This window comes from Streptococcus sp. SCPM-O-B-23252 (M501), assembly GCF_058200355.1.
In genome coordinates, this window is record NZ_JBYQGS010000002.1 from 30,672 (window position 1) to 57,245 (window position 26,574).

At 41.6% G+C, this 26,574-nt stretch carries 30 protein-coding genes, 2 tRNA genes and 1 pseudogene; all 33 read right to left on the bottom strand.

Translation table 11 applies throughout. From position 1 onward, the window contains the following. Entirely contained in the window at positions 1 to 1,098 is a 1,098-nt protein-coding gene (locus AC3E6G_RS06490) for a sensor histidine kinase (RefSeq protein ID WP_048714776.1), read from the bottom strand. Further along, positions 1,095 to 1,835, bottom strand: coding sequence for an ABC transporter permease (locus AC3E6G_RS06495; protein ID WP_287516647.1), 741 nt, complete (start codon positions 1,833 to 1,835; stop codon positions 1,095 to 1,097). The genes AC3E6G_RS06490 and AC3E6G_RS06495 overlap by 4 nt, the downstream gene beginning before the upstream one ends. Continuing rightward, positions 1,804 to 2,721 (bottom strand): ABC transporter ATP-binding protein, encoded by a 918-nt coding sequence (locus AC3E6G_RS06500; protein WP_414279862.1) that lies wholly within the window; start codon positions 2,719 to 2,721, stop codon positions 1,804 to 1,806. The genes AC3E6G_RS06495 and AC3E6G_RS06500 overlap by 32 nt, the downstream gene beginning before the upstream one ends. Beyond that, positions 2,708 to 2,905 (bottom strand): hypothetical protein, encoded by a 198-nt coding sequence (locus AC3E6G_RS06505; protein ID WP_154854541.1) that lies wholly within the window; start codon positions 2,903 to 2,905, stop codon positions 2,708 to 2,710. Before AC3E6G_RS06505 ends, AC3E6G_RS06500 begins: the two co-directional genes overlap by 14 nt. Next, positions 2,902 to 3,093 carry a hypothetical protein gene (locus AC3E6G_RS06510; protein WP_023027681.1) on the bottom strand — a complete coding sequence of 64 codons (192 nt, stop codon included), beginning with the start codon at positions 3,091 to 3,093 and terminating at the stop codon, positions 2,902 to 2,904. The genes AC3E6G_RS06505 and AC3E6G_RS06510 overlap by 4 nt, the downstream gene beginning before the upstream one ends. A gap of 127 nt (positions 3,094 to 3,220) precedes the next feature. Beyond that, complete coding sequence (locus tag AC3E6G_RS06515) at positions 3,221 to 3,790, bottom strand: SP0191 family lipoprotein (protein WP_154854537.1); 570 nt, start codon at positions 3,788 to 3,790, stop codon at positions 3,221 to 3,223. Positions 3,791 to 3,951: 161 nt separating this feature from the next. Further along, a complete protein-coding gene (locus AC3E6G_RS06520) occupies positions 3,952 to 5,616 on the bottom strand; it encodes a DAK2 domain-containing protein (RefSeq protein ID WP_048691480.1) in 1,665 nt (554 codons plus the stop codon). A gap of 2 nt (positions 5,617 to 5,618) precedes the next feature. Beyond that, positions 5,619 to 5,984: an Asp23/Gls24 family envelope stress response protein gene (locus AC3E6G_RS06525; RefSeq protein ID WP_006594986.1), complete on the bottom strand. Its 366-nt coding sequence runs from the start codon at positions 5,982 to 5,984 to the stop codon at positions 5,619 to 5,621. 324 nt (positions 5,985 to 6,308) lie between these two features. Next, positions 6,309 to 6,497 carry a 50S ribosomal protein L28 gene (gene rpmB / locus AC3E6G_RS06530; RefSeq protein ID WP_001140948.1) on the bottom strand — a complete coding sequence of 63 codons (189 nt, stop codon included), beginning with the start codon at positions 6,495 to 6,497 and terminating at the stop codon, positions 6,309 to 6,311. Between the two features lie 118 nt (positions 6,498 to 6,615). Then, on the bottom strand, positions 6,616 to 7,311 hold the full coding sequence (locus AC3E6G_RS06535; RefSeq protein ID WP_154858860.1) for a LiaF transmembrane domain-containing protein: 696 nt from the start codon (positions 7,309 to 7,311) through the stop codon (positions 6,616 to 6,618). Positions 7,312 to 7,315: 4 nt separating this feature from the next. Then, complete coding sequence (locus AC3E6G_RS06540; protein ID WP_129822728.1) at positions 7,316 to 7,762, bottom strand: LytTR family DNA-binding domain-containing protein; 447 nt, start codon at positions 7,760 to 7,762, stop codon at positions 7,316 to 7,318. A gap of 177 nt (positions 7,763 to 7,939) precedes the next feature. Then, positions 7,940 to 8,251, bottom strand: a complete 312-nt coding sequence (locus AC3E6G_RS06545; protein ID WP_287516663.1) for a hypothetical protein — start codon at positions 8,249 to 8,251, stop codon at positions 7,940 to 7,942. A gap of 328 nt (positions 8,252 to 8,579) precedes the next feature. Then, positions 8,580 to 8,652: transfer RNA gene (locus AC3E6G_RS06550), tRNA-Thr, on the bottom strand. Positions 8,653 to 8,698: 46 nt separating this feature from the next. Next, a pseudogene (locus AC3E6G_RS06555) lies at positions 8,699 to 8,779 on the bottom strand (GNAT family N-acetyltransferase); the annotation flags it as partial. 94 nt (positions 8,780 to 8,873) lie between these two features. Further along, the gene (locus tag AC3E6G_RS06560) at positions 8,874 to 9,659 is read right to left on the bottom strand and encodes an ABC transporter permease (RefSeq protein WP_061564710.1); all 786 of its coding nucleotides are present in this window, start codon (positions 9,657 to 9,659) and stop codon (positions 8,874 to 8,876) included. A gap of 1 nt (position 9,660) precedes the next feature. Further along, entirely contained in the window at positions 9,661 to 10,479 is an 819-nt protein-coding gene (locus tag AC3E6G_RS06565) for an ABC transporter permease (protein ID WP_003017344.1), read from the bottom strand. 1 nt (position 10,480) lies between these two features. Beyond that, positions 10,481 to 11,473 (bottom strand): ABC transporter ATP-binding protein, encoded by a 993-nt coding sequence (locus AC3E6G_RS06570; RefSeq protein ID WP_287516666.1) that lies wholly within the window; start codon positions 11,471 to 11,473, stop codon positions 10,481 to 10,483. Positions 11,474 to 11,832: 359 nt separating this feature from the next. Then, the gene (locus AC3E6G_RS06575) at positions 11,833 to 12,765 is read right to left on the bottom strand and encodes an alpha/beta fold hydrolase (RefSeq protein ID WP_287516667.1); all 933 of its coding nucleotides are present in this window, start codon (positions 12,763 to 12,765) and stop codon (positions 11,833 to 11,835) included. A gap of 143 nt (positions 12,766 to 12,908) precedes the next feature. Beyond that, a complete protein-coding gene (gene lacG, locus AC3E6G_RS06580) occupies positions 12,909 to 14,315 on the bottom strand; it encodes a 6-phospho-beta-galactosidase (protein ID WP_490700696.1) in 1,407 nt (468 codons plus the stop codon). Positions 14,316 to 14,402: 87 nt separating this feature from the next. Next, a complete protein-coding gene (locus AC3E6G_RS06585; RefSeq protein WP_195324741.1) occupies positions 14,403 to 16,106 on the bottom strand; it encodes a lactose-specific PTS transporter subunit EIIC in 1,704 nt (567 codons plus the stop codon). After that, on the bottom strand, positions 16,106 to 16,423 hold the full coding sequence (locus AC3E6G_RS06590; protein ID WP_048714813.1) for a PTS lactose/cellobiose transporter subunit IIA: 318 nt from the start codon (positions 16,421 to 16,423) through the stop codon (positions 16,106 to 16,108). The genes AC3E6G_RS06585 and AC3E6G_RS06590 overlap by 1 nt, the downstream gene beginning before the upstream one ends. 42 nt (positions 16,424 to 16,465) lie before the next feature. Further along, on the bottom strand, positions 16,466 to 17,299 hold the full coding sequence (locus tag AC3E6G_RS06595) for a PRD domain-containing protein (protein ID WP_195610835.1): 834 nt from the start codon (positions 17,297 to 17,299) through the stop codon (positions 16,466 to 16,468). Between the two features lie 291 nt (positions 17,300 to 17,590). Continuing rightward, on the bottom strand, positions 17,591 to 18,571 hold the full coding sequence (gene lacD, locus AC3E6G_RS06600) for a tagatose-bisphosphate aldolase (protein ID WP_123160838.1): 981 nt from the start codon (positions 18,569 to 18,571) through the stop codon (positions 17,591 to 17,593). A gap of 1 nt (position 18,572) precedes the next feature. Next, positions 18,573 to 19,502, bottom strand: coding sequence for a tagatose-6-phosphate kinase (locus tag AC3E6G_RS06605; RefSeq protein ID WP_414297218.1), 930 nt, complete (start codon positions 19,500 to 19,502; stop codon positions 18,573 to 18,575). An 11-nt stretch (positions 19,503 to 19,513) separates the two neighbouring features. Beyond that, a complete protein-coding gene (gene lacB / locus AC3E6G_RS06610; protein ID WP_048691514.1) occupies positions 19,514 to 20,029 on the bottom strand; it encodes a galactose-6-phosphate isomerase subunit LacB in 516 nt (171 codons plus the stop codon). A 16-nt stretch (positions 20,030 to 20,045) separates the two neighbouring features. Continuing rightward, entirely contained in the window at positions 20,046 to 20,471 is a 426-nt protein-coding gene (gene lacA / locus AC3E6G_RS06615) for a galactose-6-phosphate isomerase subunit LacA (RefSeq protein ID WP_414297217.1), read from the bottom strand. A 211-nt stretch (positions 20,472 to 20,682) separates the two neighbouring features. Continuing rightward, positions 20,683 to 21,438: a DeoR/GlpR family DNA-binding transcription regulator gene (locus tag AC3E6G_RS06620; protein ID WP_414297216.1), complete on the bottom strand. Its 756-nt coding sequence runs from the start codon at positions 21,436 to 21,438 to the stop codon at positions 20,683 to 20,685. A 154-nt stretch (positions 21,439 to 21,592) separates the two neighbouring features. Next, complete coding sequence (locus AC3E6G_RS06625; protein ID WP_006595009.1) at positions 21,593 to 22,474, bottom strand: class II fructose-bisphosphate aldolase; 882 nt, start codon at positions 22,472 to 22,474, stop codon at positions 21,593 to 21,595. A 177-nt stretch (positions 22,475 to 22,651) separates the two neighbouring features. Next, positions 22,652 to 22,737: transfer RNA gene (locus AC3E6G_RS06630), tRNA-Leu, on the bottom strand. 163 nt (positions 22,738 to 22,900) lie between these two features. Further along, on the bottom strand, positions 22,901 to 23,596 hold the full coding sequence (locus AC3E6G_RS06635; protein WP_490700697.1) for a B3/B4 domain-containing protein: 696 nt from the start codon (positions 23,594 to 23,596) through the stop codon (positions 22,901 to 22,903). A 113-nt stretch (positions 23,597 to 23,709) separates the two neighbouring features. Further along, entirely contained in the window at positions 23,710 to 24,288 is a 579-nt protein-coding gene (rpoE, locus tag AC3E6G_RS06640) for a DNA-directed RNA polymerase subunit delta (protein ID WP_117744906.1), read from the bottom strand. A gap of 218 nt (positions 24,289 to 24,506) precedes the next feature. Then, positions 24,507 to 25,790 (bottom strand): trigger factor, encoded by a 1,284-nt coding sequence (tig, locus tag AC3E6G_RS06645; RefSeq protein WP_048717652.1) that lies wholly within the window; start codon positions 25,788 to 25,790, stop codon positions 24,507 to 24,509. A 218-nt stretch (positions 25,791 to 26,008) separates the two neighbouring features. Next, positions 26,009 to 26,572, bottom strand: coding sequence for a TIGR01440 family protein (locus AC3E6G_RS06650; RefSeq protein WP_006595013.1), 564 nt, complete (start codon positions 26,570 to 26,572; stop codon positions 26,009 to 26,011). Positions 26,573 to 26,574 lie beyond the last annotated feature (2 nt).

Here is a 26,574-nt window from a genome sequence, read left to right on the forward strand (position 1 = left end):
TTATTTCCTTTCTTGATAGGGGATCCGTATTTCTATGCGGGTTGGCTTGTGACGACGACTGATCTCTAACTCTCCTCCCAATAAGGCAATCCGTTCGCGGATCGAGTGCAGATCCTTATCGGAAACTTTACTAAAGCCGATGCCATTGTCTTCTGCAACCATTTCTACACCTGTCTCGGTGGAGCAATAAGAGAGAAAGGCCTGCGTCGCTTTGGCATGTTTGATCATATTAGTGGCTAATTCCAGAGACACCATGGCCAGAGCAGACTCTAGGATCGGCGAGATGCTAGCTGTATCGAGCTCATTCTGAATCTCCACTTTGACTTGCGCCACTTCTAGCATTTGCTGGACAGTTTCTAGCTCTCTTGTCAGGGTTCGCTGCTTCAAGTTCTCCACAATCTCTCGGACTTGGTGCATGGACTCTTGACTGATAGCTTGAATCTCTTGCACCTGCTCCTGCGCCTTCTCAACCTGACCCAATGCTAAGAATTGATCAGCTAGGTCCGCCTTGACACTGAGCATGGCAAAGGTGTGTCCTAGACTGTCATGCAGATCGCGGCCAATCCGATGGCGCTCGTTTTCTGCCAACAAGAGATTGATCTGGGCATTTTGCTTGGCATGGTCAGCTTTCAACTCTTCCACCATCCGAATCCGAATCATGCCGTAGGTCATGGCATGGGTAAAAAAGAAAATAATGATTAAAAATACCCATTCATACTCCATCGCACTCTGTTTGAAAAAGATGGCCCCAAAAAGCAGGAATTGCGATAGAAAAACTGTCCAAAGATAGGGAGAGCGAAAATTGCGAATCTCAAAGTGATAGACCAATAGGTTGCTGATGAAGAAATAAAACCAAAAATAGTTGGCGTTAATAAAAAGAGTATTTCCTGCTACATAGGCTAGGAGGTATAGCCAACAAATCCAGGTCAGCTTTTTGTTTTCAGTAATCAAGACTCCTAGATAGGAAGCAATAAACAAGAGGGCTAAAAAGAAGTGCCAGTAGGGGACCTCCCCTAATAAAATAGAGATAAAGGGAAAGCCCATAAAGACTAGGCTAGCGTAAAACATATAATGGATACGCTTGAGTTTTTCAATCATGAACGAACCTCAGAATGACGACGATAAACAATGACAAGGGTAAACAAGACCAGGGTAAACAAGGTTAAATAGAGACTAGCAACAACATTGATCTGCCCCTTGTTTAAAAAGGTCTTGATCAGCTCCATCAATTGATAGGTTGGTAGGCATTTGCCGATGGCTTGCATCCATTCTGGAAAGAGGCTAATGGGCATCCAAAGGCCACCCATGACAGCGAGCCCCATGTAAAGGAGATTACCCACAACAGACATCAATTGACTAGAAGGAAGCAGGGTCAAGACCAGACCCAAAGCCACAAACGCTAGGCTTCCTAGGATGAGAATAAAGGCCGACAAAATCCAATCTTGTAGGGACATATTCACATGGCGCACCACATGGCCCACGGTAAAGACAACTCCAATCGATAGGAGAAAATCGACAAAGAGACCCGCAACCTTTATTAGATAATATTCTACCATAGATACCGGGGTATGGCGCAAGACTTTTTGCCAATTGTTGAGTCGATCGGTTTCAAGAACTGTTGGAAAAGAAAAGATAGCCGTAGACATCATGGAAAAAGCCGTCATGGAGAGGAGATAATCCCTCATAAAGTGAGCGGGTGCCCCTGGTGTGTCCTGGTACATCCCTGAAAAGAAGAGATAAAAGGCCGTGGGCATCCCAATTGATAACAAGTAATAAATGGCTTGGCGTCTAGTCAAATGCCACTCAACCACGCCGAGAGCTTTCATGCGTTTCATCTTCTCTACCTACTTCCTTTGTATTTTCAAAAATAGAATCCAATAAACTTCTATTGGTCACTTCGATCTCTTGGATTGAACATCCTTCTTCCTGCAATCGCCTCCACAAACGATCGGCATCGCCTGTCACAACTTGAAGGGCATCGGGTTTGACCGTCACTTGACCAATCCCTTCCATATCTGCCACTAGAGCTTGGTATCGCAAAGGCAGAGTAAAATGTTTTTCTACCTCTTCACTTCTCATAGCTAGTGGTGTCGTATCTCGAAGCAAATGGCCCTGGTGCAAGACTAGGATCCGATCAGCTGTATGCTCTACTTCCTCGATGTAATGGGAAGAATAGACAATAGTCACACCTTGGTCCTTTAAATGCCCGACGATCTCCCAAAAGCGTTGGCGAGTGGACGTATCCATGGCAGCCGTTGGCTCATCCAGAAACAGAAGACTGGGACGACCAATCAAGGTCAACACAAAGGATAGGAGACGCTTTTGCCCACCAGACAGCTTACTGGCTAATTGCTTCTTTTGTTCTGGAGTAAAACGCAATAAATCATCAATGTCATTGACCGTTAAAGGGTTGGGATAAATGGAGCGAAAGAAACTGATCAGTTCCTGCACGGTTAGCTTTTGCACGATGGCATTCTCTTGAGGGAGATAAGAGACACTATCCTTTAACTGAGGATGACCAGGAGCTTTTCCTTCTATTTTAATGATTCCAGAAGTCACCTTCCTATCTCCTAGGAGGCAATCCATCAAGGTTGTTTTCCCAGCTCCGTTTGGCCCAATCAAAGCCAAGCAATCCCCTCTCTCAACTGTGAAAGAAAGATCTTCTAGGATCACCTTTCCTTTAATACTTTTGTTCAAGTTCTCTACTCTAATGACACTCATGAGACTCTCCTTTCAACCAAATCTGGGCAGCTGGAATGATGACATAGACGACCAAGGTCACTCCCCAAACCGTTTGGAAAAACCAGCTAGGAAAATGGGCAGAAAACCAGCCCGTCATCATCTCAGTTGCCCAAAGGAGCAAACACAAAACAGCTACCAATCCAATTTCAAGTTTCTTTTTCATTGCTCCATCTCCTTTTTAACAGCCTTGACCATTTTTAGACCTTCTTGGACCGCCCAGCTCATGATGCCAATCCCGGCAAACAATTCCCAAGGGAAATGGTAATAGAGACTATCATCCTTTGAAAAGATCAAATAGACGACCATTCCAACCACTGTTAACGTAAACACTTTATAGAACCATTGTTTCATTTTTCCTTACCTCTTACTTTCTGACTATATTATAGCGAAAGGAATAACAGGCCACTAGATGATTTTGTCACTGGCTCACATGACAAATGTCATGGAGAATAAAAAAAGGTCGGACAAGAGTCCAAACCTATGGTGCTGGGGTTTCTTCTTTGAAACCATGGAGTTTTAATCCTGTGAAAACAGTAGACGCCTTGATGTCTTTTAGGTCACCGATACCAAGATCTTTAAAGTAAGATAGATCTTTAACCTTGTCCCAATCAATGGTTTCCATATCAACAGAGACTGTTGAGGCTAATTTTTTCTCTGGAGTGACCTTATATTCGATACTGAAGCCAGCTGTGTCTTTCAGAGCCTTGTATTCTGAATCTGACTGCAAACCTTCATTGATAATTTTTGTCATTTCTTCAGGACTTAAATTAGCTGAATTAGTGGCAATTTTTTCTGGTAGGGCCGATAAAACATCTAACTTTAATTTCTGAACCTTATCACCTTTTGTCGTGATGGTGTAGCGATGTTGATTGCCATTGATTTCTGCAGTGAGAACCTTGGTTTCTTCCTTTGCCTCACTGGTAACAGTTTCACTTTTTTCTATCGAAGTAGTGGTTGAGCTTTTTGATGTTTCTGTGGACTGGGACTTAGTAGCACAACCCGTCATCACAAAAAGCAAAGCTCCTAAAAAGCAGATTACCTTTTTCATTTGCTTTTTTCTCCTATTTCTATTTTTCTAAAGTATAACATATCAAATAAAAATTGTCTAAAAACACCTATCTAATCGCTTTCATAAAGCTTTTTTTATCAAAAAAAGGGCCAAAAAATCATTTTTTGGCTCTTTTTCCTGCTATTTTTGAAATTTTTTGATTATTCAACGCTAAACAAATATGGGTAAACTGGTTGATTTCCTTGATGAATTTCGACTTCGACGTCCTCATATTTAGCCATCAAGTTTTGAGCCAAGTCATTGGCTACTTCTTCTTTACCATCTTCACCGATATAAATCGTGACAATTTCACTATCTTCGTCTAACATCTTGTCAAAGGTTGCTGTCAAGGTTTCCATCATATCTGGATTGGAAACGACGATCTTACCATCAACCATTCCAAGATTGTCGTTTTCATGGATTTCAAGACCATCAATAGTGGTATCACGAACGGCTGTCGTCACACTACCTGAAACAACATCTTCCAATGAAGCGCTCATGCGTTCGTAGTTTTCTTCGATCGACTTGCTCTCATCAAAGGCAAGAAGACTGGTCAATCCTTGAGGGATGGTCTTCGTCTCTACGACTGCTGCTGGTTGCTCAATGACTTCTGCTGCAGATTGAGCCGCCATCAAGATGTTCTTGTTGTTTGGCAAGATAATGATGTTGCGCGCATTCAACTCTTCAACAGCTTTGACAAAGTCTTCTGTTGAAGGGTTCATAGTTTGACCACCAGAGATGATGTAATCCACTCCTTGCGCTTTGAAGATATCCGCTAAACCGTCACCCGCAACGACTGCAATAATCGCATATTCTTTTGCTTCAGCTGGTTTCGCTTGACGTTCTTCTTTTTCAACTTGTGCTTCGTGCTGGTTGCGCATGTTGTCAACTTTTACTTTGACCAAGCTACCATATTTCAATCCTTCTTGCATAACAAGACCTGGATCTTCAGTATGGACGTGGACTTTGACGATTTCATCATCGTTGACGACTAATAGAGAATCCCCAAGATTGTTCAAATAATTACGGAATTCGTCGTAGTCAAAGTCTTTGACATAGGTTGGACCTTGTTTCAAAGCGACCATGATCTCTGTACAGTAACCAAAGGTAATATCTTCGGTTGCCACATGACCTGCTACGGACTTGTGGTGCTCTGCGTTGATCATTTCTGACATGGTTGCTGGAGTCGCCACAAATTCTTCAGAAGCGATAAATTCTCCTGTCAAAGCTGATAGGAATCCTTCATAGATGAAGACCAAACCTTGACCACCAGAGTCCACCACACCGACTTCCTTCAATACTGGAAGCATATCTGGTGTTTTGGCAAGGGCTGTTTTAGCTCCTTCAAGGGCTGCACGCATGACTTCTACTGCATCATTGGTAGATTCTGCTTTTTTCTTGGCACCGATAGCAGCACCGCGAGAAACGGTCAAGATGGTTCCTTCTACTGGCTTCATAACCGCTTTATAGGCTACTTCAACCCCTGCTTGGAAGGCTGCCGCAAGAGCTGCCCCATCCAATTCATCCTTGTCTTTGACACTTTGAGAAAATCCTCGGAACAACTGAGAAGTAATCACTCCTGAGTTTCCACGCGCTCCCATCAAAAGCCCTTTCGCAAAGATATTTGCTGCTTCACCAACAGTTGAAGCAGAGCGATCGGCTACTTCTTTTGCACCATTTTCAATGGTCATCCCCATGTTGGTTCCAGTATCACCATCTGGTACAGGAAAAACGTTCAATGAATTGACATACTCGGCTTGTTTATTTAAGCGAGTAGCCCCTGCTTGGACCATTTCTTGAAATAAACTAGTTGTAATTTTAGACACGATTATTCTCCCACAATTTTAATGTTTTGGATATAGACGTTGACTGTATCCGTTGTGATTCCAAGTTGATTTTCTAAACTGAATTTGACACGCTCTTGAATATTTTTTGAGACTTCGCTAATCTTTGTACCATAGCTCAAAACAGTGTAAACATCAACCGCAATACTTCCTGCTTCCGCTGTTTTCACAACGACACCCTTAGAGTAGTTTTCCTTACCTAAGAGAGCTTGGAAATTATCTTTAATCGCGTTTTTGCTGGCCATCCCAACCACTCCAAAAATTTCAGTGGCTGCACCGCCTACAACAGTTGCGATGACATCATCGGTCAATTCAATTTGACCATCTTTTGTATTGATTTTTACTGTCATAATTTCTACCTCAAAAGTATTTTATATTCTATTTTACCATAAAAGAGGGCGCGTGTAAAAGGGATACACCTTTCTCCTATCGGTTGATACAAATGTCCAAAAAGAGGAAAAATGAAGAAAAAGAAAAGGGAGTGGGAAAGAACTCTGTAAAATAAAAAAAGTTGAAAAGGTTCCCCAAACCTTTTCAATTTTCCCACCCCCGCGCAGTTGATTAGGAAGTACGAATGTTTCAAACATGAGTAGTTCCAATCAACCACTGCGTCATACTACTATTCCTATCAAAAAGCGAAGGCTGGACACTTTATGCCCAGCCTTCTTTCTTTATTAAACGCGTTCTACTTTACCAGATTTCAATGCACGAGCTGAAGCCCAAACTTTTTTAGGTTTACCATCGATAAGGACAGTTACTTTTTGAAGGTTTGGTTTTACGGCACGTTTGGTTTGGTTCATCGCGTGTGAACGGTTGTTTCCTGATACAGTCTTACGACCAGTAAAATAACATACTTTAGCCATTCTGTTTTGCCTCCTATTAGATCTAATATTACGGATGTGCTAGCACCACATACCGTACTATATTACCAAAAAAACTTTCTCTTGGCAAGACCTTTGAATAAGTTTTTCTTAGATCGGCTTATGAAAAGGAATTCTCACCTACATAGATGATTTCTAGGTTCCCCAGTGAGACCTCTCCGACGATGTAAAAGTCCTTGCTGGTTAAATTGCTAGGATTTTCCTGGTGTTGGATGGCTGACAGAGAACTTTCTACATTGACATGAACCCGCCAGTCACTCGGGACATAGAGACTCAAACTTCCAAGGGAGACATCCACCGCAAACTGGGCTGACGGCCCTTCGATCCGGCAATTGTCAAAATAGATAGAAGCTTCTCCCAAACTCACATCCGCACTCCCACCCGTAAAATTCTGGTCATTCAAATACTTGGTCACTGTAGAGAAGGAAACATCGATGTCATTGCCAGCAGTTTGAGAAGATGTTCCTGCTGAGTAAGAGTTCCAAGTCGCTTTTGCTTTTTTGGAAGGCTTGAAGAGAATATTGAGACCGATCACCGCTAAAATAGAAGAAAAGATGACCACTGAATTGGATACTGGAAGAAAATGATATTGGCCGTTAAGGGAGAAGAGGGCCAAAATCCCATATAGGAAGCCCCAACCAAAGTGGCGCTTCAAGAAACTAGAGAGGGAAAGGACTGCGAGCAAGACAACCCAAGCCAGCGTCCAGATACTGATCTCCCATTTTACAAAATAGCCTTGTAAGAGCACCAAAGCTGCTAGGAGGATTAAGAAAATCCCAATTAATTTATTTTTCATTTTGTTACCTCATTTCCTTTAACCGTTCTTTTAAGAGTTGATAATAGTGTCGGGACACGTGTACCTGCTTATGGGTTTGATAAAAGTTTACTGTACTGGTTCCCGAAAAAGATTTTTCGATAGCATAAATCTGCTTGGTATTGACGATGGTCGACTTGGAGATGCGACAGAAAGCAATCGGCAAGATCTCTTCCAACTCGTAGAGTTTTTGGCGGACCTCGTAAGCTTCTTCTTTGGTATGCCCATAGATCTTTTCACCATCTGTCTCAAAAAAGAGAATTTCTGACACATCTACAAAGTACTCGCTTCGGTCCTTGTAAAAGGTCAAGGGCGTCATTTTTTGCTCCAAGATCAGCTGTTGCAAGCGGGCGACATCCTCCGTCAATCGAGGAGCCCGAATGATCATTTCTGGCTCATCCATCTGCGGATCTAATTCGATACGAACTTTCATAGGACTCCTTTCTTAACCTTTGTTAGTAACATTATAACAGGTGTTCAAAATCTTACAAGACCTTTTCGGTAAGTGGTTCTTTTCAGCCCCTAAGTGGTGCTTTCAAACAGCTAAAAAGGACTCGGTCTGAAGAAATCTCTTCATACCAAGTCCCTGAAGCGAATAAAATTGGAAGCATTATTTTTCTTTCGGTGCGTCTGGAAAGAGAAAGCTAAGACCAAGACAAGCCAAGACACCCGCAGTAATCACGACCCCATTTGAAATCGGAAGAAGGTCATAGATGCCATTGGCGATGATAAAACCAATGACGGCACAAATCAAGCTGGACTTGTAGTCTTTCTTGAGTGCATTTTCAAACGTAAAGAAAGCAAACAAGACAACTGGAACCAAGGGCCAAAGATTGGCATCTATTTTCGGATAACCAATGATACTAAAAGTGATAACGGCGAGAGCTGCAAGGATAAATCCAAACCCAATTAATTTTTTCATGATACTACCTCTTTTTATAATGTTATCAGAAGACTGGCTTCTTTTGATAAACCTACTATAACAAACAGAAGCAAAGGTGACAAGGAAATTTGGATAAGCGGTCAAATTATCGGACTATCTGGTTACATGAACATGAATGAACCAGACGAACTAGCCATTTTTAGGGGATGCTTCCTCTCCTTCGTAAAACCATTATAGTTCATGACAATTGAGAAAAGCAAAGATGAGTTTGAAAATTTTTATAATCATTTGGTACAAATTTTGGTACAAAAAGTGATTCAACATCAAAAAAAGCTCGTCACAATAGGCTTTTTCTTGTGTGGTTTGATGCCGAATGCAGGGATCGAACCTGTGACCTACGCGTTACGAGTGCGTTGCTCTACCAACTGAGCTAATTCGGCGATTACCTTCTCAGTATAGCACTCTGATTGCGGATGTCAAGCACTTTTAGTTGATCTTTTTAATCAAAATCTGACAAGGATTTTTAAGATCCCATAGTTGAGGAAAAATCTCTAATTTTTTAAAACCTCAGCGACAACTGCCATTTTTTGCTCTTCATCCTTAACTTCTTTAATAACAAGCATCATAAGTTCCTTTCTTGATTTTAGTCTTACTTTAGCTCTTACGAACCTGCACTTTCGTATGCATCTAATCCCCTATCCCAGAGTTTCAGAGAGATGCAAAAGAAGATAATAGAAATCAGAAGCAAACCACCAATATTAAAGAGTCCATCCTTGCCCTGCAAGAAATAGCTGGCAGGATAGTAGGCCGTAAAGGCGAAAGGTACAATAAAGCTAATTAACCAACGAAGGAGCGAATTGTAAATGGAAATCGGGTACTTGGCAAAATCATTAAACATATAGAAAATGTAAATCATGGCACCTGACTGCTTGGTCCAAAAAGCGATACTGGCTGTTGCAATTTTCAAGGAAGTATAAATCAAGGTCGCAAAAGGAATACAAACTAGAAAAATCAGGAATTTTGGAAGAGTCCAAGCAATGCTAGTCGCCGTTGTCGCTAGTAAAATTCCACCGACCAAAAGTTCACCCAAGGCATCAATCTGAAAGGTCTCAACGAGGATGTGAAAGAGAGGATTGATAGGACGAGTCAGATACTTGTCAAACTCTCCTTTTCGAACTAGTCGTTGACCTAAAGCCCAGAGATTGTCAAAAAAGAGATGATCTAATCCCTTTGGAATTAAGGAAAATCCATAGATAAAGGCAATTTCTTGAAAAGTCCAACCTTCTAGAGAGGGAATGTGTTGAAAGATGACATTGAGAAACAAGAGGTTCAGGCCTTGAGTCAGAAAGACTCCCAACACACCAACCACAAAATCTACCTTGTATTCCATGATTTGCTTGATGTACTGTCTGATAAAAATCAGATGCATGCGTTGATATTTTTTCATACTAACCTCCCTGAATGGTGATAAATGACTGGACTCGTTTCCAAATCAACTGAGACAAGCCCACCATCACTATAAGCCAGAAAAGCTGAAGCAAAAGTGCTTGAAGAATCTGACTAGCATCGTATTTCCCAACAATAATCATGACCGGAGTGTAAATTAAGGATGAGAAAGGTAAGAAGGACAGAATATCTGAAATGACCTTTGGAAAGAAAGCCAAGGGAATCAAACTCCCAGACATAAAGGCCACTATGGAAGTCTTAAGTAGGTTGGAACCCCAAAGATTTTTAAATACAAAGGCTGAAAATCCAAAGCAGATATTAAAGAAAAAGTTAATCAGATAGGCCAGCGTTAAGCTAAAAAGATAAAGGGTAGTTAGTCCCAGCACTTCTACAATCCCTTGCCCAGATAAGATTTTCATCAAAACAATGACACTTAAAAATGGCAGTCCAACAGAGATAAAAATCAACCACTTGGAACCAAGCTCCGTAAAGAGGTAAGAAGCCGCAAAATGCACTGGTCGCAACAAGCGCATGATAATGGAACCATCCTTGACCTCATCACCAATCATAAAGGAAGAATCCGACCTAGTCAGAAGATTAGTCACAAAACTCATGATGATGTAGAGGGTGATATCCGCCATACTGAAGCCCTGAATCAAAGGCTCCTGGGAGGAATCAAAGACAGCCTTCCAGAGATAAAAGGCCACAAAAGCCCCCATGACATCGCCAATCCGATAAAGAATAAAGTTGACTCGATAGCTAATCAACTCCTGAATCCCTGCATTGATAAAGGGTTTATAACGTCTCCACAATTTGACCATCTTAGAGCTCCTTTCGATAGAAGCGACGGATAATATCTTCAATATCCGTATCTACCATCTTCAAATCACGGACCTCAAAATCAGATAAGGTTTGCTTGATAATATCAGCTGATTGGTAGCGGGAACTATCAAATTCAATAGTCAGGTTATTTCCTTGTCTATCAATGGATATATCAGGTAAGCCTTCATAATGAGAGACGAGATGACTTTGACCTGGCGTCAGATCGAAGGAGAGAGTCTTCATCTTGCCAAAGGTCTCCTTGAGCTGGCTCACCGTCCCATCAAAAATCTCCTGCCCCTTGTCAATCATAAAAATCCGATCACAGAGTTGCTCAATATCACTCAGGTCGTGAGTGGTCAAGAGAATAGTAGTTTCTTCCTCTTGATTGATCTGAGTTATGGCTCGACGAATGTTGTCCTTGACCGAAACGTCCAAACCAATAGTCGGCTCATCTAAAAAGAGAACTTTGGGATTGTGAAGCAAGGAAGCTGCAATATCCGCCCGCATCCGTTGACCCAATGAAAGAGTCCGCACAGGATCCTTGATAAATTCCTTCAAATCCAAGACTTCATTCAAAAAGTCCATGCGTTTATGGAAAAGCGAGTCTGGCACATCGTAAATCTCCTTCAAGACCGTGTAGGTCTCTTGCAGTGCCAAATCCCACCATAGCTGGGTGCGTTGTCCGAAAACGACTCCAATATCCTTGACATAATCTTGGCGATTGTCCTGTGGAATCTTGCCGTTAATCCGACAAAAACCAGATGTCGGCTTTAAAATTCCTGTCAGCATTTTGATGGTTGTCGACTTCCCAGCACCATTTGCCCCGATAAATCCTAAAATCTGCCCTTTTGGAACTTCAAAGGTTAAATCCTTGACTGCTTCAAAGATCTGCTTTTCAGGATGAATAAAGGAGCGCAAGGCACCCTTTAACCCCGGCTCCTTAACTGTCTTCACAAAATTTTTCTGAAGATGTTCCACTTCTATCATTGCCATATCTATCTCCCTATCGTAAGAAGCAACATTGTATTTTTGACTACAAATATTCTAAATCCTTACTTTCTACACTTTTTCAATATTATTACAGAAGGCTTTATACCAACCTATTATAATCTAATAAAAATAGGAATGCAAGCGTTTGCTTATTGATTATGAAATTAGAGATTTCTCTCTTAAAATGAAACTTTTAATCAAAAATTCTGTTAAATAGTTTCCTTAAGACACCAAAAAAACCACCCTCACGAGAATGTTTATTGTTAAGAAAAAGAATTTTTTTAATCGAGAAAATTAACGATTCTACTGTTAATCCTCCAGCATTTAATTATTATCATCAGTCTCAATGGATTTTTAAGCCCTCAATTATTCTCCAAAAATTCTTTAATGTGAGAAACAATAGCATCGCTTTGATAATGATAGAGGTCGTGAGGCGCATCCATATAGACGACTCGAACATTAGACTGATCGCTTGCAAATCTCTCTGCATAACGTTGCCACTCTGATTGGCTAAAGGTCGTGCCTTCACCGTTAGAAACCAGGAGTAAGGCTGGAATTTTCGGATTAATGCTAGATGGAACTTTCTTGGCATTTTCCTTTGCCAAACGGGATTCATGAAGCATGGCTTGTGACATCAACTGCTTATATGCTAGTAATTTATATTGTTGTCGTTCAGTTTCAGTCAGAGTTGGATTTTTTATATAAAAGGACTCAGGGAAATAGCGTAATAAGCCAATCTTACTGCTCCAATAAGCCACAGTAAGCAAGGCCTGATTATCCTTTAAATTTTCATAACTCGCTGGCAAGGCCCAATCCAGACCAACCAAGGCTTTCACTTCATTAGGATATTTCTCTTGCCAAGCAAGGCTCTCAAGGCTAGCCATTGAATGAGAAACAATCACATAAGGCCCCGAAACTTCGGCTTGAGACAAAGCTTGACGGGTCTCAGAAAGAACCGTCATCACATCTCTTGATTGATCACTATCTTCACTAAAACCATATCCCGCTCGCTCTACGACGACTACTTTGTATTTTTTGGATAGGGAATCTGTTAGATTCTTAAAGTCTAATATAGGTGAAGCAATACCTGCACCTGAAAGAAATACTATCGTTTCAGATCCTTCACCTTTAATGTATACATTCATTTGATGTCCATTGACTACAACCTTCTTACCTATAGGCATGAGAAGCTTACTTTCATTTCGTAAACTGAATTGATGAAAAACAAATGTAGCACCTAAAAAGAGGATAAGAAAGCCACAAAGAATCCAACTCCACTGTTTAAATTTTTTCATAGCGTTATTGTACAAGTTTTAGAGTATTTTAGCAATACGACTTAGAAATCTTTGTTGCAATTATAAAAGAGATAAATAATCACCTCCAATACCAACAAAAAAGGCTTATCCTTGCGGATAGACCTTCTTACATGTTTATTTCTTTATTCAATCACTTGGCTTTCTGCTACTTTCTTGTACCAATGTGCAGATTTCTTAGGATAACGTTCTTGCGTTTCAAAGTCCACATAAAAGAGACCATAGCGTTTTTCGTAACCATTTGACCAAGAGAAGACGTCCATAAGAGACCAGATGAAGTATCCTTTAACATTTGCTCCATCCGCAATCGCATCGGACAAGACTTCCAAGTGTTGCTTCACATAATCAATCCGGCCATCATCGTAAACAGTGTTGTCCACAAACTCATCTTTGTATCCCAGCCCGTTTTCGGTGATGTAGATCTTTTTGTAGTTTGGATAATCTTTCTTAACACGCATGATTTGATCATACAAACCTTGAGGGTAGATGATCCAGTCCCAGTCAGTGCGAGGTACATAGTCAGGAGCTACACGACGACCAACACCTTTAATTTGGTACTTAGAGCTTCCTTTTTCCCCTTTACCGTTGTGGATGATTTCAGTTTCACCATCAAATGCTTCCATCCAATCACTCATGTAGTAGTTAATTCCAAGGAAGTCGTTCAAGTCTTTTGCTGCTTCAAGCGCTACAAAATCTTCGTCACGAAGATCTAAGCTACCACCATTGACGGATAAGATGTGATGGACCCCTTCCATAGTTTTTTCAGAATAGTGTCCAAGGTAGGTTGCGTCTAAAATAAACTTGTTATGAATAATATCTTCCAACTCAGCCGCACGAACATCTGCTGGATTTTCAGGATTTAGAGGATACTTAGTAGGAAGGGCATGTACCACTCCGATTTCACCTGCATAACCTTTATCTTTGTACAATTTCACAGCACGTGCATGAGAAACCATCATATTGTGATGTGATTGGAAGACTTTGGCAAGGTCATACTGAATTCCTGGTGGGAATTTTCCGACTAAGTACTGACCATCTCCGATAGGGCCAATTTCATTGAAGGTTGTCCAGTAGTTGACTTCTGGGAATTCTTCAAAACAGAAGGTAGCATAGTCTACAAAGTGTTCGATATTTTCACGATTCAAGAAGTCTCCGTTTGAGTGAAGAGCTTCAGGAGTATCAAAGTGGTGAAGCGTTACGAATGGTTCTACATGACGTTTGTGGCATTCCGCAAATAGTTTGTGGTAGAATTCAACCCCTTTCTGATTTACTTCACCATAGCCAGTTGGGAAAATACGTGACCAAGCAATAGAAATACGAATTCCGTTTACGCCATATTCTTCAGCCAACTGTAAGTCTACTGGATATTTATGGTAGAAATCGCTTGCTGGTTCTGCTGTATACCAATAGTTATCAGCTAAGTATTTGTCCCAAGCAACTGGTCCTTTTCCGTCAGTATGGGTAGCTCCTTCTGCTTGATAGGCAGCCGTTGCCCCACCAAAAATAAAATCTTTAGGAAGTGTTTTTGTCATTTTTTCACCTATTTCTTGATTGGATATAATGAAAAGTGAGGGGAGAGGAGTTAGTGAGCCATCCATCTCCATCTCACTTATTCGTTCTTATTCTTCAAATTGAGCTTGAACAAAGGCTAGAGCACCTTGTCCATCGCGTGTCAATTTAATGTACTGAGCACCTTCTGTCTTCGCCAATTTGATGCCTAGTTTATCTGTTTCAGCCTTCATATCTTCGAAGTTGGAAGCAACCTGAGGCGCCAAGATAACAAGGTCAAATTCTGGCAACATTTCACGGTGAGCACCGTAGCCACCGGCTGCCGCTTTAACTGGAACTTTGTATTCTGCCGCAGCCTTGTTCAAGGCGTTGGCAAGGAGTCCACTAGTACCGCCACCGGCACAGAGAACCAAGACATTAGTTTCTTCTGTAATGGTATTTTCAGCTGGTGCATCTTCAACACCTGCTTTTTCAAGAATAGCGTCTGCTTTAGCAGTGTTAAAGTTTGCAGCGACTTTTTCTTTCAAATCATCATTGGCTTTACCAGAGCGCTCTTCTTCAAGAATTTGCTCATCGTAAACCTTCACAAATGGGTAGTAAATAACCACGTCTACTACTACTAGAAGAGCTGCAAGGATGAAGGAGAGAACTTGGAAGTTTGTACCAAGGACAATCCCCAAAGGTCCAGGAGTAACCCATGGAAGGTTAGCCGTGAAGGAGTTCATTCCCAAGGTATCAACAAAGAATTTGAAGATCCAAACGTTGGCAATTGGTGCAAAAATGAATGGAATAAAGAAGATCGGATTCAATACGATAGGTGCACCAAACAAGATTGGTTCGTTTACACCGAAGAATGTAGGAACAACAGAAGCACGTCCGATTGCACGGTTCCGTTCTGATTTACACAACCACATGAATAGGAAGGGAACAATCAAGGTTGCACCAGTACCACCCATGGTAACGATAAACATTTGAGTACCAGAAGTAATAACCTTATCTGCATGTTGACCAGCTTGAGACAGAGCCAAGTTGGCATCGATATTTGCGTAAGTGATCGCTGCAATCGCAGGCTCTACGATAGAAGGGCCGTGGATTCCCACAAACCAGAAGAAAGCATACGCACCAAAAATAAGCGTGATTCCAAGATAGCCATCTGCTGCTGAGAAGAGAGGCGCAAGGAGAGTACCAATAGATTCAGCTACTGTTACACCCAGACTTCCCTTCACAATCAATTCAAGTCCATAAAGGAGAACAACAGATACAGTGAATGGGATCAAGTCTTTAAATACTTGAGAGATATTTGGTGGAACTTCGTCTGGCATGCGAATAGTCACATTATTTTTCACGCAGACCTTATAAACATTAACAGTGACAAAGGCTGCGATAAAGGCTGTCAAAAGACCTTTTGTTCCCATGAAAGCAGTCAGAAAACCACCTTCCTTAGCAGGTTCAGCTGCCATTAGAAGGAAACCAACCATAGATGCCAACATGGTTGACAAGAAGTTGATCTGGTTTGTTGCAGGTAAATCACGGTTGACAGAATCTGTCAAAGCTTTGGCTGTGGTTCCACCTACGAAGAAAGCCAGAATTCCCATCGAATAGCTATAAGGTGTCATCAAGAAATTCTCAATTTCTTTTGACCAATGGAAGCCCCACGCATTTGGAACATAGGCAATCAAGATAAAGATAGATGAGAATAAGATGACTGGCATCCCTGCGATAAACCCATCACGGATGGCACGCAAATATTTATTACGAGAAATCTTCTCGAAGAAAGGTTTTCCTTTCTCAATCAATTCAATTAATTTATGCATTATTTTACTCCTCTTTTGTATAGTTCAATGAGATGATGAATCACATCTTTTAATAGGATTGTTGTCATTAAGTGGTCCTGCCCATGCATCATGGTAATGCTGTAGGGGAGGTCTTCTCCTGCTGCTTCTTGCGCTAGCATAGTTGTTTGAGATTTGTGAGCCTCTGCGATACAGCTTCCTGCTTCTTCTACCAAGCTTTCAGCCTGAGCGAATTCACCCTTTTCAGCCGCCTTAAGGGCTTCCAAGAGTTTAGAGCGAGCATCCCCTGCATACGCAACGATTTCGAAACCTAGTAATGTCATTTCTTCTTTGGTCATGACCAATTCCTCCAATTTGAATTTCTTAATATTTAAAAGTTGTTACAATAAGCGTTGAATGTGTAAGACCAGATAGACCCGTTCACTCTTGTACAAGTCAACCCCGGTCTCCCTAGAAATCACATCATAAATCTTAGAACCAATCTCAAAGGCTTTGGGATAGGAGCTTTTTATATGTTCCTCCATATCTAGAAGCGATTGATTATCATCCCGATTGCGATCCAGGTAATCCAAGAAGTAGTTAAGATGAATCATGAAACGGTCATAAAAGTTGTTGTTGGTCTCGGTTCGTTTGATTGAATAACTATTCAAAACCTCTTCCACAGCTTTTAAGATTTCTTTACGCTGGTCCATGGAATCCACGACCTCCGCTCCATTTTCACCTTCTGCGTTGATGAAATGATAGGCGATACGAGTGACCTCATCTTCAGGGAAGCTAGTTGTGAGCTTCTCCCGATAGATATCAACTGCCTCTTTAGCAATCTCAAAAGCCACTGGGTAGTTTTCTGAGATATCCAAAAGATTACTTTCCTTATACCTGCCTTGAGTCACTGCCTGATAAGAGCAAAACATGTGGTCGGTCAAGGTCACATAGATATATTCTTGAACGGGGTAGTGATACTTTTTGCTCAAGTAATCAATCATCTCGTAGGTCACTGTGATGAAGTCTAATGGAACATCTTTTAACAGGGTCATAAAGTTCTCTCGGGATTCCTCTGTTTTCATCCGAAAGAGCTTTTCTACCTTTTCTTTAGGGACTAGGTCGCCCTTCTTTTTGCCAAAAACGATTCCTTTTCCAATGACAATCAGTTCTTCCCCTTTGTCATTCCTCACCAGAGCAACATTGTGATTGAGTGGATTTAAAATCCGATACATGGTACTCTCCTTGCTAGTTTATTTAAGGTTAAGGGTATAAAAAATGACCACAAATGAGATCAGAGAGGCTTCTCCCTGATTCATCTGTGATCATGCGTAATCTAACTTACTAACACTCACCTTGTATTCACTTATGGATTAAGTATAGCACACGCTTTTGTTTTTGTAAACCCTTTCTTAACAACTTTTTAACTTTTTTGTTTTTTTCTAACAAATAGCTGTTTATCGTTGTATTCTCTGGGCTATTCAAGGAAATTCGAACGCCCATCGTTAAAGGAGTGGTCTACACTGTTAAATACGCTCTTTCCAAGAAGTTGCGACTTGGTCCAAGACTTGGTTGAGTTCTTCAATGTTGCGACGACCTTCGGTACGCAACCATTCACGAGCTGCTTCTTCCCCATTCTTGATGTAGGCTTCTACAGATCCAGCCCAAGTTGCACGGCCACAAAGGACCCCGTTGAAGTTCGCTCCTGCTTCATGGGCAAAGACTAAGGTTTCTTGGAAGAGTTTGGCAGAGACACCCGCACTCAAGTAGATGTATGGAAGGTTGGTTGCTTCTTCTTGTTCTTTAAAGAAAGCTGCAGCTTCCTCACGACTGTGCACGATTTCACCATCGCCAAAGCCTTCTACGTATTTGACGTTGACAGGAACTTCTACTTTCAAAACATCGATGTTAAAGCGTGGGTCTGAGAAGACTTTCATAGCTTCGATGACTTTGCGAGGTTTCACTTTAGCATATTCTACAGAACCTGCATCAGCGATTGTTTCATCGTAAGCCAAGATTTCAAGGAAGAATGGAATTTCTTCTGCCGCACATTCTGAACCGATGCGTTCGATGTAAGCTTGTTTTTCTTGGTTGAGTTCATCAGCACTATCCACATCATAGTAGAGCAAGAATTTCACTGCATCTGCACCTTGTTCTTTGATGCGTTTAGCTGACCAAAGGTTGAGGCAGTCTGGTAGACGCTTGGTGCTCGAAGTGTCGTAGCCTGTTTTTTCATAAGCCAACAAGAGACCTGCTTCCGCATCCAAAACTTTGGTCGCTGGAAGTCCATACTCAGGGTCCAAGAGCATAGAAGATGCGAATGGTGTCAATTCTTCAGCCACTAGGACCTTCAACTCTTCCATTTGAGCAACGGTTGGTTCTGTGTCTTGGTATTGAGCCATGAGGCGTTTCAAAGCGCCGCGTTGGTCAAAGGCCAAGGCTGAGATTACACCCTCTTTGGTGCTCAATTTTTCTAAATAGTTGCGTTTTTGTTCTGTTAATACCATCTTATACCTCTTTTACATTTATCTGTTGATACAAATCATCATAGCGATGAATATTGATATGGCCTGTCGTTGCTTCTTGAGCATTCAACATGCCAAGGACATTGGCTTTGGTTAAAAGTGCTTGGTCGTCTTCCTGATGATAGAGAGCTGAGGCAATCCCAGCAACTGTCGAATCACCAGATCCCACTGGATTAACCACTTCAATTTTTGGAATATCCACTTTATAGAAGACATCACCATGTTTGGCAAAGGCACCGTCAGCTCCTAGGGAGACGATGACCCAGTCAATCCCTTTAAACAAGTTAGATTGAAGGACCTCTTTTAATTGATCCAGATCCTTGGTCACCTCGTAGCCTAAGAGTTGAGACAATTCTTCATTATTGGGCTTGATAACCGTTGGTTTAATAGGAGCTGCTAGAGCTTTTTCCAAGGAAACACCTGAACAATCAAGAACAACTGGTTTTCCTGCCTTCTTAGCACGCTCGACTAATTTCACATAATAATCAACTGGTAAACCAGCTGGTAAACTTCCTGAGATAGCAACAACTGCTACATCTGGAAGCAAAGCTTCAAAGTGAGCCAGAAAGCCTTGCCCTTCTTCTTCAGAAACAGACGGACCTTTTTCTAAGATTTCTGTTTGTTGACCTTCGTGAAGGATTGCAATACAATTCCGGGTCTCCCCTTGAATTTCAAAGAATTCTTTGCCGATTTCCTGATCCAGATGGTCCAAGATAAATTGGCCTGTTGAACCACCAATCAGACCAGTCGCTGAGACAGGATCTCCAATCTCTGCTAGGACCCGTGTGACATTGAGTCCCTTACCACCTGCGGTTTTGCTTACCTTGTCAACTCGATTGACCGTATCCAAGTGTAAAGTTTCTAATGGATAGGAAATGTCGATTGAAGGGTTCATGGTTACCGTTAGTATCATAGACTCACCTCTTAGTCGTGGTATTCCCCACGGTCCCATTTTTCAAGGAATTCTGTGAAGAAATCCTCATCTTCTTGATGGTCGTTATGGGTTTCCAAATGTTGAATCTTGGCAATCAATTTCTTGTTTTCTTCACTTGGTTTGTATTCCGCATGGATGAAGGCTTCCAAAATATCACACATCAGAAGTTCTCCTGTGACCTTCCCACCAAAACCAATCACATTGGCATTGAGTTCTTCTTTGGCATAAAGTGCAGAGGTCATATCGCGGACCAAGGCTGAACGGACACCCGGAACCTTGTTAACCGCGTTGTTAATTCCAACGCCAGTTCCACAGATACATACACCAAGATCTGCTTGACCACTCACTACTGCTTCCCCAACCTTCTTCCCAAAAATTGGATAGTGGGTCCGAGCATGGTCATAGGTTCCGAAGTCAAGGACTTCATAGCCTTTTGATTTCAAAAATTCAGAAACAGCCATTTTTTCATTTGTGACGATATGGTCACATCCAATTGCAATTTTCATTCGTTTACTCCTCCCCTTAGCACATCTTGTTGAGCATATCGACACGGATTTGGTGGCGACCACCGTCATACTTACCGTTTACAAAACCTTTGGCAATATTTTTGGCCAATTGATCACCCACGATTTGAGCCCCTATGGTGATCATACGAGAATTGTTGTGTCCACGAGTCATGTAGGCAGAGCGTTCATCTGAAACTTCTGCGGCAACCATTCCTTTAATCTTAGTCGCTACCATAAATGGACCTGCACCATAAGCATCAATGACAATGCCCAGATTATCTTCTGCTTGTTTGACTTCTTTAGCAACAGCCAAGGTCACATCAACAAAGTCTTGCCCTTCTTCAGTGACATCCACCACTTGGAAACCTTCTGCTTCCAAATATTCTTTGACTACTTCTTTTAAACGGATACCAGCCGCATCCGCACCAACTACAATTGCCATATGCTTCTCCTTTTTGCATTTCCGTCAACAAAGAAAGTTCTCCTCTTTCTCATTCGACTTCGTTTTGTTATTCACAAACACAGTATAGCGCTAATTTTGTTTGTTGTCAACTATTTTTGTTTATTTTCTTTATTTTTTATTATTTTTTAGTTCTAAATTGTTTGTAATAAACAAAAAAAGAGAGAATCGCTCTCTCTTTTCAGTTTATTATTTATACAATCACACGTGTATATTCCTCTAATTCTTCATGTGCTTTCTCAGTTGCATCGTCCGTTATCACCGCAGTTACTTTTTTCAAGGAACAGATAGAGGTAAAGTCTTCCTTGCCAATCTTGGAGGAATCAATCAGTAGGTAAGCTTCAGAAGAACGTTCTAAGGCTAACTTTTGCGTATAGGCTTCTTCAAAAGAAGAGGTCAGAACGCGTCCATCCACAATGCCATTCCCACTAAAAAACATCTTGTGGAAGTACATTCTTTCCATGAGAGTGTTCGTTATCTCGCCGACAAAAGCTTGACTGGTTTCTCGAAGTTCCCCTCCTAAGAGGATTACCTTAAAGGTATCACTTTTCTTCTTTAACAACTCTTGGAAAATCGGCAGACAGTTGGTCACCACACGCAATTCCTTATTATTAATGGCTTCGGAAAGAACCTCAACAGAGGTCCCCGGCCCAAGGAAGATACTCTCACCTTCTTTTATCAGTTCGCTAGCTTTCTTCGCTACCTCACGCTTAGCCAGAATATTCTTGAGTAACTTCTCTTCATGGGGAAGCTCTCGTGAAGGGAGGAATTGGTTACTTTTGGCTCCATTTCGAACCCGAATAAGGAGCCCTTGCTTTTCCAATTCAATCAAATCCCGACGGACAGTCATATCCGACACCTGCATACTTTCCATGATGTCTTGAACATAAACGGTTCCAGCCTTATTGACCAGATTGATGATCTCATTCAGTCTTTCCTGTTTTTTCATTTCCTACCTACTTGCTTCGTTTTTGTTTATTATAACCTTAAACTGACAGAATCGCAATCATTTTTTGTTTGAAATAAACACTTTTCTAAATAAGAGAACCAAAAAAGGCTTATCCTTACGGATAAACCTCTGGTTAATAACGTTTCAAGCAAGATTAAGCTTTGTTTTCGCTACCAAATACGTCGATACGTTCTTCAACTGAAGCTGTGATTGCTTCGAATCCTGGTTTTAAGAATTTACGTGGGTCGAAGAGTTTCTTCTTGTCGTATTCTGCTTCGTTTGCATCGTATTCACGTACGAATTGACGAGTTGCGTTAGCGAATGCGATTTGGCACTCAGTGTTAACGTTAACTTTCGCAACACCAAGTTTGATAGCTTCTTGGATTTGCTCATCAGGGATACCTGAACCACCGTGCAATACGATTGGGAATCCTGGAAGAGCTTCTGTCAATTTCTTCAAGTGATCAAGGTCAAGACCTTCCCAGTTTGCTGGGTATGGACCGTGGATGTTACCAATACCTGCAGCCAAGAAGTCGATTCCTGTAGCAACCATTGCTTTAGCATCTTCGATTGGTGCCAATTCACCTTTACCAACGATACCGTCTTCTTCACCACCGATTGTACCAACTTCAGCTTCAACTGAGATACCTTTAGCGTGAGCTTTTTCTACAACTTCTTTCGCCAATTTAAGGTTTTCTTCAACTGGAAGGTGTGATCCGTCGAACATGATTGAAGTATAACCAACTTCGATACACTCAAGAGCATCTTCATAGTGACCATGGTCCAAGTGGATTGCAACTGGTACAGTGATACCCATTGCTTCAACAAGGTTAGCGATCATGTTGCGAGCTACTTTGTAACCACCCATGTATTTAGCAGCACCCATAGAAGTTTGGATCAAAACTGGAGCTTTTTTAGCTTCTGCTGCACGCAAGATAGCTTGAGTCCACTCAAGGTTGTTTGTGTTAAATCCACCAACTGCGTAACCATTGTCACGAGCTGCTTGGACAAATTTTTCTGCTGAAACGATTGCCATTAGTTGTAGGCCTCCTCTTATTTTTTGTGGTTAAACCACTTACATTGTTTATTTTATCACTTTTTCATTGAAAATGCTAGCTTTTCCTGAACCTTTAAAGCGTTTTCTTCTCTTTCAAGCATTCTTTCTGCTAAATGAACAAGAAAAAAGACAGCCGAAGCTGCCTTTATCATCCGATGCGGAGAGAGGGACTTGAACCCTCACGACCTAAAGCGGTCACAGGATCCTTAGTCCTGCGCGTCTGCCAATTCCGCCATCCCCGCGATTGAGTACCTTACTAGTATATCAATCTTATACTTTCTTGTCAAGATTTTTTTCAAACTTTTTTCAAACTTTGAACTTTATTACAGGGCCAGAAGAGCATTGGCTCCTTCACTTCACTCGCCTGTTCAGATGTTGACAAATCTTCTTTACTGAAGGGCTTCTTTATGGGACTGGAATTGTCTCACTGGGGGTAACCAGATATTTTTCAAATTCTAAATCGGGCATGCAAGAGGACAAATCTTCTCTAATCCGCTCCAGTGCTTCCAAGCGCATCTCTACAGAGGTCGCTCTGTTTCCCTGGATGATAAAGAGGGCATTGCGGGTAGTCTCCTCCATCTTATAGCGCTCACCATCTCTCACATCTAGCCAGGCCATAATACCCTCTTGATCTCGGTAGACCGGATCGGTTTCACTAACATGCTTTTCTGTTGATAAGATGGGCAAAAAGGTATCCTCTCTTTGACTAATCGTAAACTCGATTGGTCCCTGGATTTTATCCAGATCATGCCCTCCAATGGCTAAAAAGGAACGGATACATTCAACATTATAGATATCAATCACACTATTGATCGTCGGAAGGAAGCCTCGACTTTGGATATTCTTAACCAAAGCAAGAATAGTCGGCGGGTTCTTCTTGACACTACGCCCCACTTCCTTCAACAAATCCATATAGCCTTGTACAACTGCCTCCTCTTTCACCGAGCTGAGATCACAATTTAAGGCCCAGGCTTCCATCTCCTTCTTTTTAGCTAGAAAAGTTGCAGACAAGGGAGCTTGTGGATCCACCTGTTTGGCCACTCCTATTACAACTGTCTCAATCCCCAAATCCACCAAACTTTGATCAAGTATCCAGTCCATATGCCCTTCCTCCTTCTGCGCTACGTCAGGCTTACACTCTTATTATACTCCTCCTTGAAGCCTCCTTCAAGCAAAAAAAAAAAAACAAGGAACGAATTCCTTGTTTTTTTGGATTATTCTTCTTCGTCGTAAGACTCTTCTTCGTCTTCTTCGTCACTTAACTCAACTTCTTCATCCAACTCGTCTGGTGAGATTTCATTGATTTCAGCGTCATAGGCTTCCACTTCATCCTTCTCATCTTCTGGGTTTTCATCATCGTAAGTAAGCGCTGGATCTGCTTCGTAGACATCTTCGTCTTCTGGATCATCCGCATTGTAATCGATCGCATCTTCGTCTCCATCCATAAAGGCGTTGACACGTTTTTTCTTACGTTTCTTAGGCTCTTCGTCTTCATCTGTTTCTTCAAGAGCGATGATTTCTTCATCTACTTCATCGATCGCATACCATGAGCGAAGTCCCCATTTGTTGTCTCCTAGTGGGATAAAGCTTCCATCCACATTTAATTCTGTATAGAACAATGGAAGAGCTTCACGAATTTCACTGTTTGATTTTTCGAGGTAGTTTTGAATTTCATTGACCAGGTCATTGAAATACATTTCATGATCACGGCCACGTGACTCTAAGATCGCACGGGCTACTTCAATCATTGAAAGTTCACTTTTTTCTTGTCCAGCAAATACTTCTAATTCCAAGGTAGATCTCCTTCATTTTTATCTCAAGGCAACACTCTTTTTCATTAAAAAAGAGGATACCCCTAGAATACATCATTTATCGTTACACTCTATTGTACGATAATTTTCCCCTTTCGTCAAAGGAAAATTCCGTGCCAATAAGAAGAGAAAAGCCGGGACACATGGCCTCAGCTTTTCTTCTTATGACTTGTTTCCATCAAGATGGAAGATCGTCTTTTTTATTTTACTTTTGCAGTGCTTGTGATCACTTCAACAGCTTTCTTCACAGCGATGTCGTGTTTCAACATTTCTGGTGAAAGCAAGCTACGAACTTGTTCAACTGGCATGTTGTAGTCTGCCGCCAATTGTTCGATTTCTGCAGTTACTTCTTCGTCAGTTGCTTCGAAGCCTTCTGCTTTAGCAACTGCTTCTACGACAAGGTTTGTCTTAGTACGTGCTGCTGCATCTGCTTCATATTGTTTGTGAAGATCTTCTTGAGTTGTACCAGTGATTTGGAAATACATGTCTGGAGAGATTCCTTGACGTTGCATGTTTCCAAGGAATTCATTTACAGCACGGTGTACTTCTTCGTGGATCATTTCTTCTGGAAGGTCAACGATTTCTGCATTTTCTACTGCAAGGTCAATCGCTGCTGACTCAACTGCATCTTTGTATGCTTCTTCTTTCGCTTCAGCCAACTCTTTGCGGTATTTTTCTTTCAATTCAGCAAGAGTTTCAACTTCTTCATCGATGTCTTTTGCCAATTCATCATCAAGAGCTGGTACTTCTTTTGCTTTTACCTCGTGGATGGTTGTCACGAATTTTGCTTCTTTACCTGCAAGGTCAGTTGCTTGGTAGTTTTCTGGGAAAGTTACGATGACATCAACTGTTTCACCAGCTGAGTGTCCAACCAATTGGTCTTCGAAACCTGGGATGAATTGACCTGAACCAAGTCCAAGTGAGAAGTTATCTCCTTTTCCTCCATCAAACTCAACACCGTCAACAGAACCTACAAAGTCGATCACAACAGTATCACCTTCAGCTGCTGGTCCTTCTTTGATTACCAATTCAGCCAAGTTGTTGCGTTCACGTTCGATACGTGCATCTACATCTTCATCTGTTACTTCTTTAGAAACTTCTACAGATACTTCAAGGTCTTTGTAAGCACCCAATTTTACTTCTGGTTTTGTAACAACATTAGCTGTCAATGTCCAGTCTTGACCTTTTTCCATTGATACAACGTCAAAAGTTGGTTGAGCAACCACTTCAAGGCCTGCTTCTTTTACTGCTGCTTCATAAGCTGCTGGAAGAAGATCGTTCAAAGCATCTTGATAAAGTGATTCTTCACCAAAACGTTGGTTGAAGATCGGACGTGGAAGGTGACCTTTACGGAATCCTGGTACGTTCAAGTTTTTCTTAACAGACTCAAACACGCGGTCTAAAGCTGGTTTAATTTGGTCTTGACTGATGGTAAAAGTCAATACTCCGCGGTTTGTTTCTTTGTTTTCAAATGATACAGACATTCTGTCTCTCCTTAAAATAATATAGTCATTCCTAATAATTTTACCATAAAACTTCGAAAATGCAAGTTTTTGGGCATCTTGGTTTTGTGGAAACTGCTTCTTTTTAGAGGAATTTTATTGGCGTTTCTGGAGACCAAAAGATTAAAAATCTCTTTCCTATCTCAAAAATTGTCCCGGAACAAAAAAACTAGTCCATGCCTGAACTAGTTTTCTTCCTATTAGGACTTTCGAAGCGGGTCTTCCTGGTAAGTAGCACGCGCCCCACCGATCAACTTTGGACGACTGGCTAGAGCCGTCACATGAGCACCACCCAGTTCTTTCAAGACAGGGCGAACGGGTACTTGCACATGCTTGACATGCATCCCGATAGAAGTATCCCCGATGTCCAAACCAGCCTGAGCTGTGATGTATTCCACTTCGACAGGGTCTTTCATATAACCGAAGGCTGCCAACTGACCGGCACCCCCCGCATGGAGACTCGGTAGTACATTGACGATTTCTAAGTCTTTCTTTTCTGCTAGTTCACGTTCGACCACCAGAGCGCGGTTAAGATGCTCACATCCTTGGACAGCTAAGTAAATCCCTTTGGGAGTCAGGGTATCCAAGATGGTTTTCACAATGGCTTGTCCAATCTCTAGGCTTGAGTTCTTCCCGATACTTGCACCAGCGACTTCACTGGTGGACAGGCCTAATACGAGGATTTGTCCCTGATGCAGATTGGCCTTGGATAAAAGATCCAGCAAGATCTCCTGGGTTTCTCTTTTTAATTGCTCTAACTCCATCC

Coding starts and splice junctions, on each gene's coding strand:
- rpmB (WP_001140948.1), bottom strand. CDS start 6,497: ATGGCTAAAGTATGTTATTTTACTGGTCGTAAGACTGTATCAGGAAAC.
- AC3E6G_RS06540 (WP_129822728.1), bottom strand. CDS start 7,762: ATGAAAGTTCGTATCGAATTAGATCCGCAGATGGATGAGCCAGAAATG.
- AC3E6G_RS06605 (WP_414297218.1), bottom strand. CDS start 19,502: ATGATACTAACGGTAACCATGAACCCTTCAATCGACATTTCCTATCCA.
- lacB (WP_048691514.1), bottom strand. CDS start 20,029: ATGAAAATTGCAATTGGATGTGACCATATCGTCACAAATGAAAAAATG.
- AC3E6G_RS06505 (WP_154854541.1), bottom strand. CDS start 2,905: ATGAAAAAGAAACTTGAAATTGGATTGGTAGCTGTTTTGTGTTTGCTC.
- lacA (WP_414297217.1), bottom strand. CDS start 20,471: ATGGCAATTGTAGTTGGTGCGGATGCGGCTGGTATCCGTTTAAAAGAA.
- AC3E6G_RS06650 (WP_006595013.1), bottom strand. CDS start 26,572: ATGGAGTTAGAGCAATTAAAAAGAGAAACCCAGGAGATCTTGCTGGAT.
- AC3E6G_RS06525 (WP_006594986.1), bottom strand. CDS start 5,984: ATGACAGTAAAAATCAATACAAAAGATGGTCAAATTGAATTGACCGAT.
- AC3E6G_RS06635 (WP_490700697.1), bottom strand. CDS start 23,596: ATGGACTGGATACTTGATCAAAGTTTGGTGGATTTGGGGATTGAGACA.
- AC3E6G_RS06510 (WP_023027681.1), bottom strand. CDS start 3,093: ATGAAACAATGGTTCTATAAAGTGTTTACGTTAACAGTGGTTGGAATG.
- AC3E6G_RS06515 (WP_154854537.1), bottom strand. CDS start 3,790: ATGAAAAAGGTAATCTGCTTTTTAGGAGCTTTGCTTTTTGTGATGACG.
- AC3E6G_RS06620 (WP_414297216.1), bottom strand. CDS start 21,438: ATGAAAAAACAGGAAAGACTGAATGAGATCATCAATCTGGTCAATAAG.
- AC3E6G_RS06585 (WP_195324741.1), bottom strand. CDS start 16,106: ATGCATAAATTAATTGAATTGATTGAGAAAGGAAAACCTTTCTTCGAG.
- AC3E6G_RS06575 (WP_287516667.1), bottom strand. CDS start 12,765: ATGAAAAAATTTAAACAGTGGAGTTGGATTCTTTGTGGCTTTCTTATC.
- lacD (WP_123160838.1), bottom strand. CDS start 18,571: ATGGTATTAACAGAACAAAAACGCAACTATTTAGAAAAATTGAGCACC.
- AC3E6G_RS06560 (WP_061564710.1), bottom strand. CDS start 9,659: ATGAAAAAATATCAACGCATGCATCTGATTTTTATCAGACAGTACATC.
- AC3E6G_RS06595 (WP_195610835.1), bottom strand. CDS start 17,299: ATGTATCGGATTTTAAATCCACTCAATCACAATGTTGCTCTGGTGAGG.
- AC3E6G_RS06565 (WP_003017344.1), bottom strand. CDS start 10,479: ATGGTCAAATTGTGGAGACGTTATAAACCCTTTATCAATGCAGGGATT.
- AC3E6G_RS06490 (WP_048714776.1), bottom strand. CDS start 1,098: ATGATTGAAAAACTCAAGCGTATCCATTATATGTTTTACGCTAGCCTA.
- AC3E6G_RS06495 (WP_287516647.1), bottom strand. CDS start 1,835: ATGAAACGCATGAAAGCTCTCGGCGTGGTTGAGTGGCATTTGACTAGA.
- AC3E6G_RS06545 (WP_287516663.1), bottom strand. CDS start 8,251: ATGAAAAAATTAATTGGGTTTGGATTTATCCTTGCAGCTCTCGCCGTT.
- AC3E6G_RS06535 (WP_154858860.1), bottom strand. CDS start 7,311: ATGAAAAATAAATTAATTGGGATTTTCTTAATCCTCCTAGCAGCTTTG.
- AC3E6G_RS06590 (WP_048714813.1), bottom strand. CDS start 16,423: ATGACCAAAGAAGAAATGACATTACTAGGTTTCGAAATCGTTGCGTAT.
- tig (WP_048717652.1), bottom strand. CDS start 25,790: ATGTCTGTATCATTTGAAAACAAAGAAACAAACCGCGGAGTATTGACT.
- AC3E6G_RS06500 (WP_414279862.1), bottom strand. CDS start 2,721: ATGAGTGTCATTAGAGTAGAGAACTTGAACAAAAGTATTAAAGGAAAG.
- AC3E6G_RS06570 (WP_287516666.1), bottom strand. CDS start 11,473: ATGGCAATGATAGAAGTGGAACATCTTCAGAAAAATTTTGTGAAGACA.
- AC3E6G_RS06625 (WP_006595009.1), bottom strand. CDS start 22,474: ATGGCAATCGTTTCAGCAGAAAAATTTGTCCAAGCAGCTCGTGACAAT.
- lacG (WP_490700696.1), bottom strand. CDS start 14,315: ATGACAAAAACACTTCCTAAAGATTTTATTTTTGGTGGGGCAACGGCT.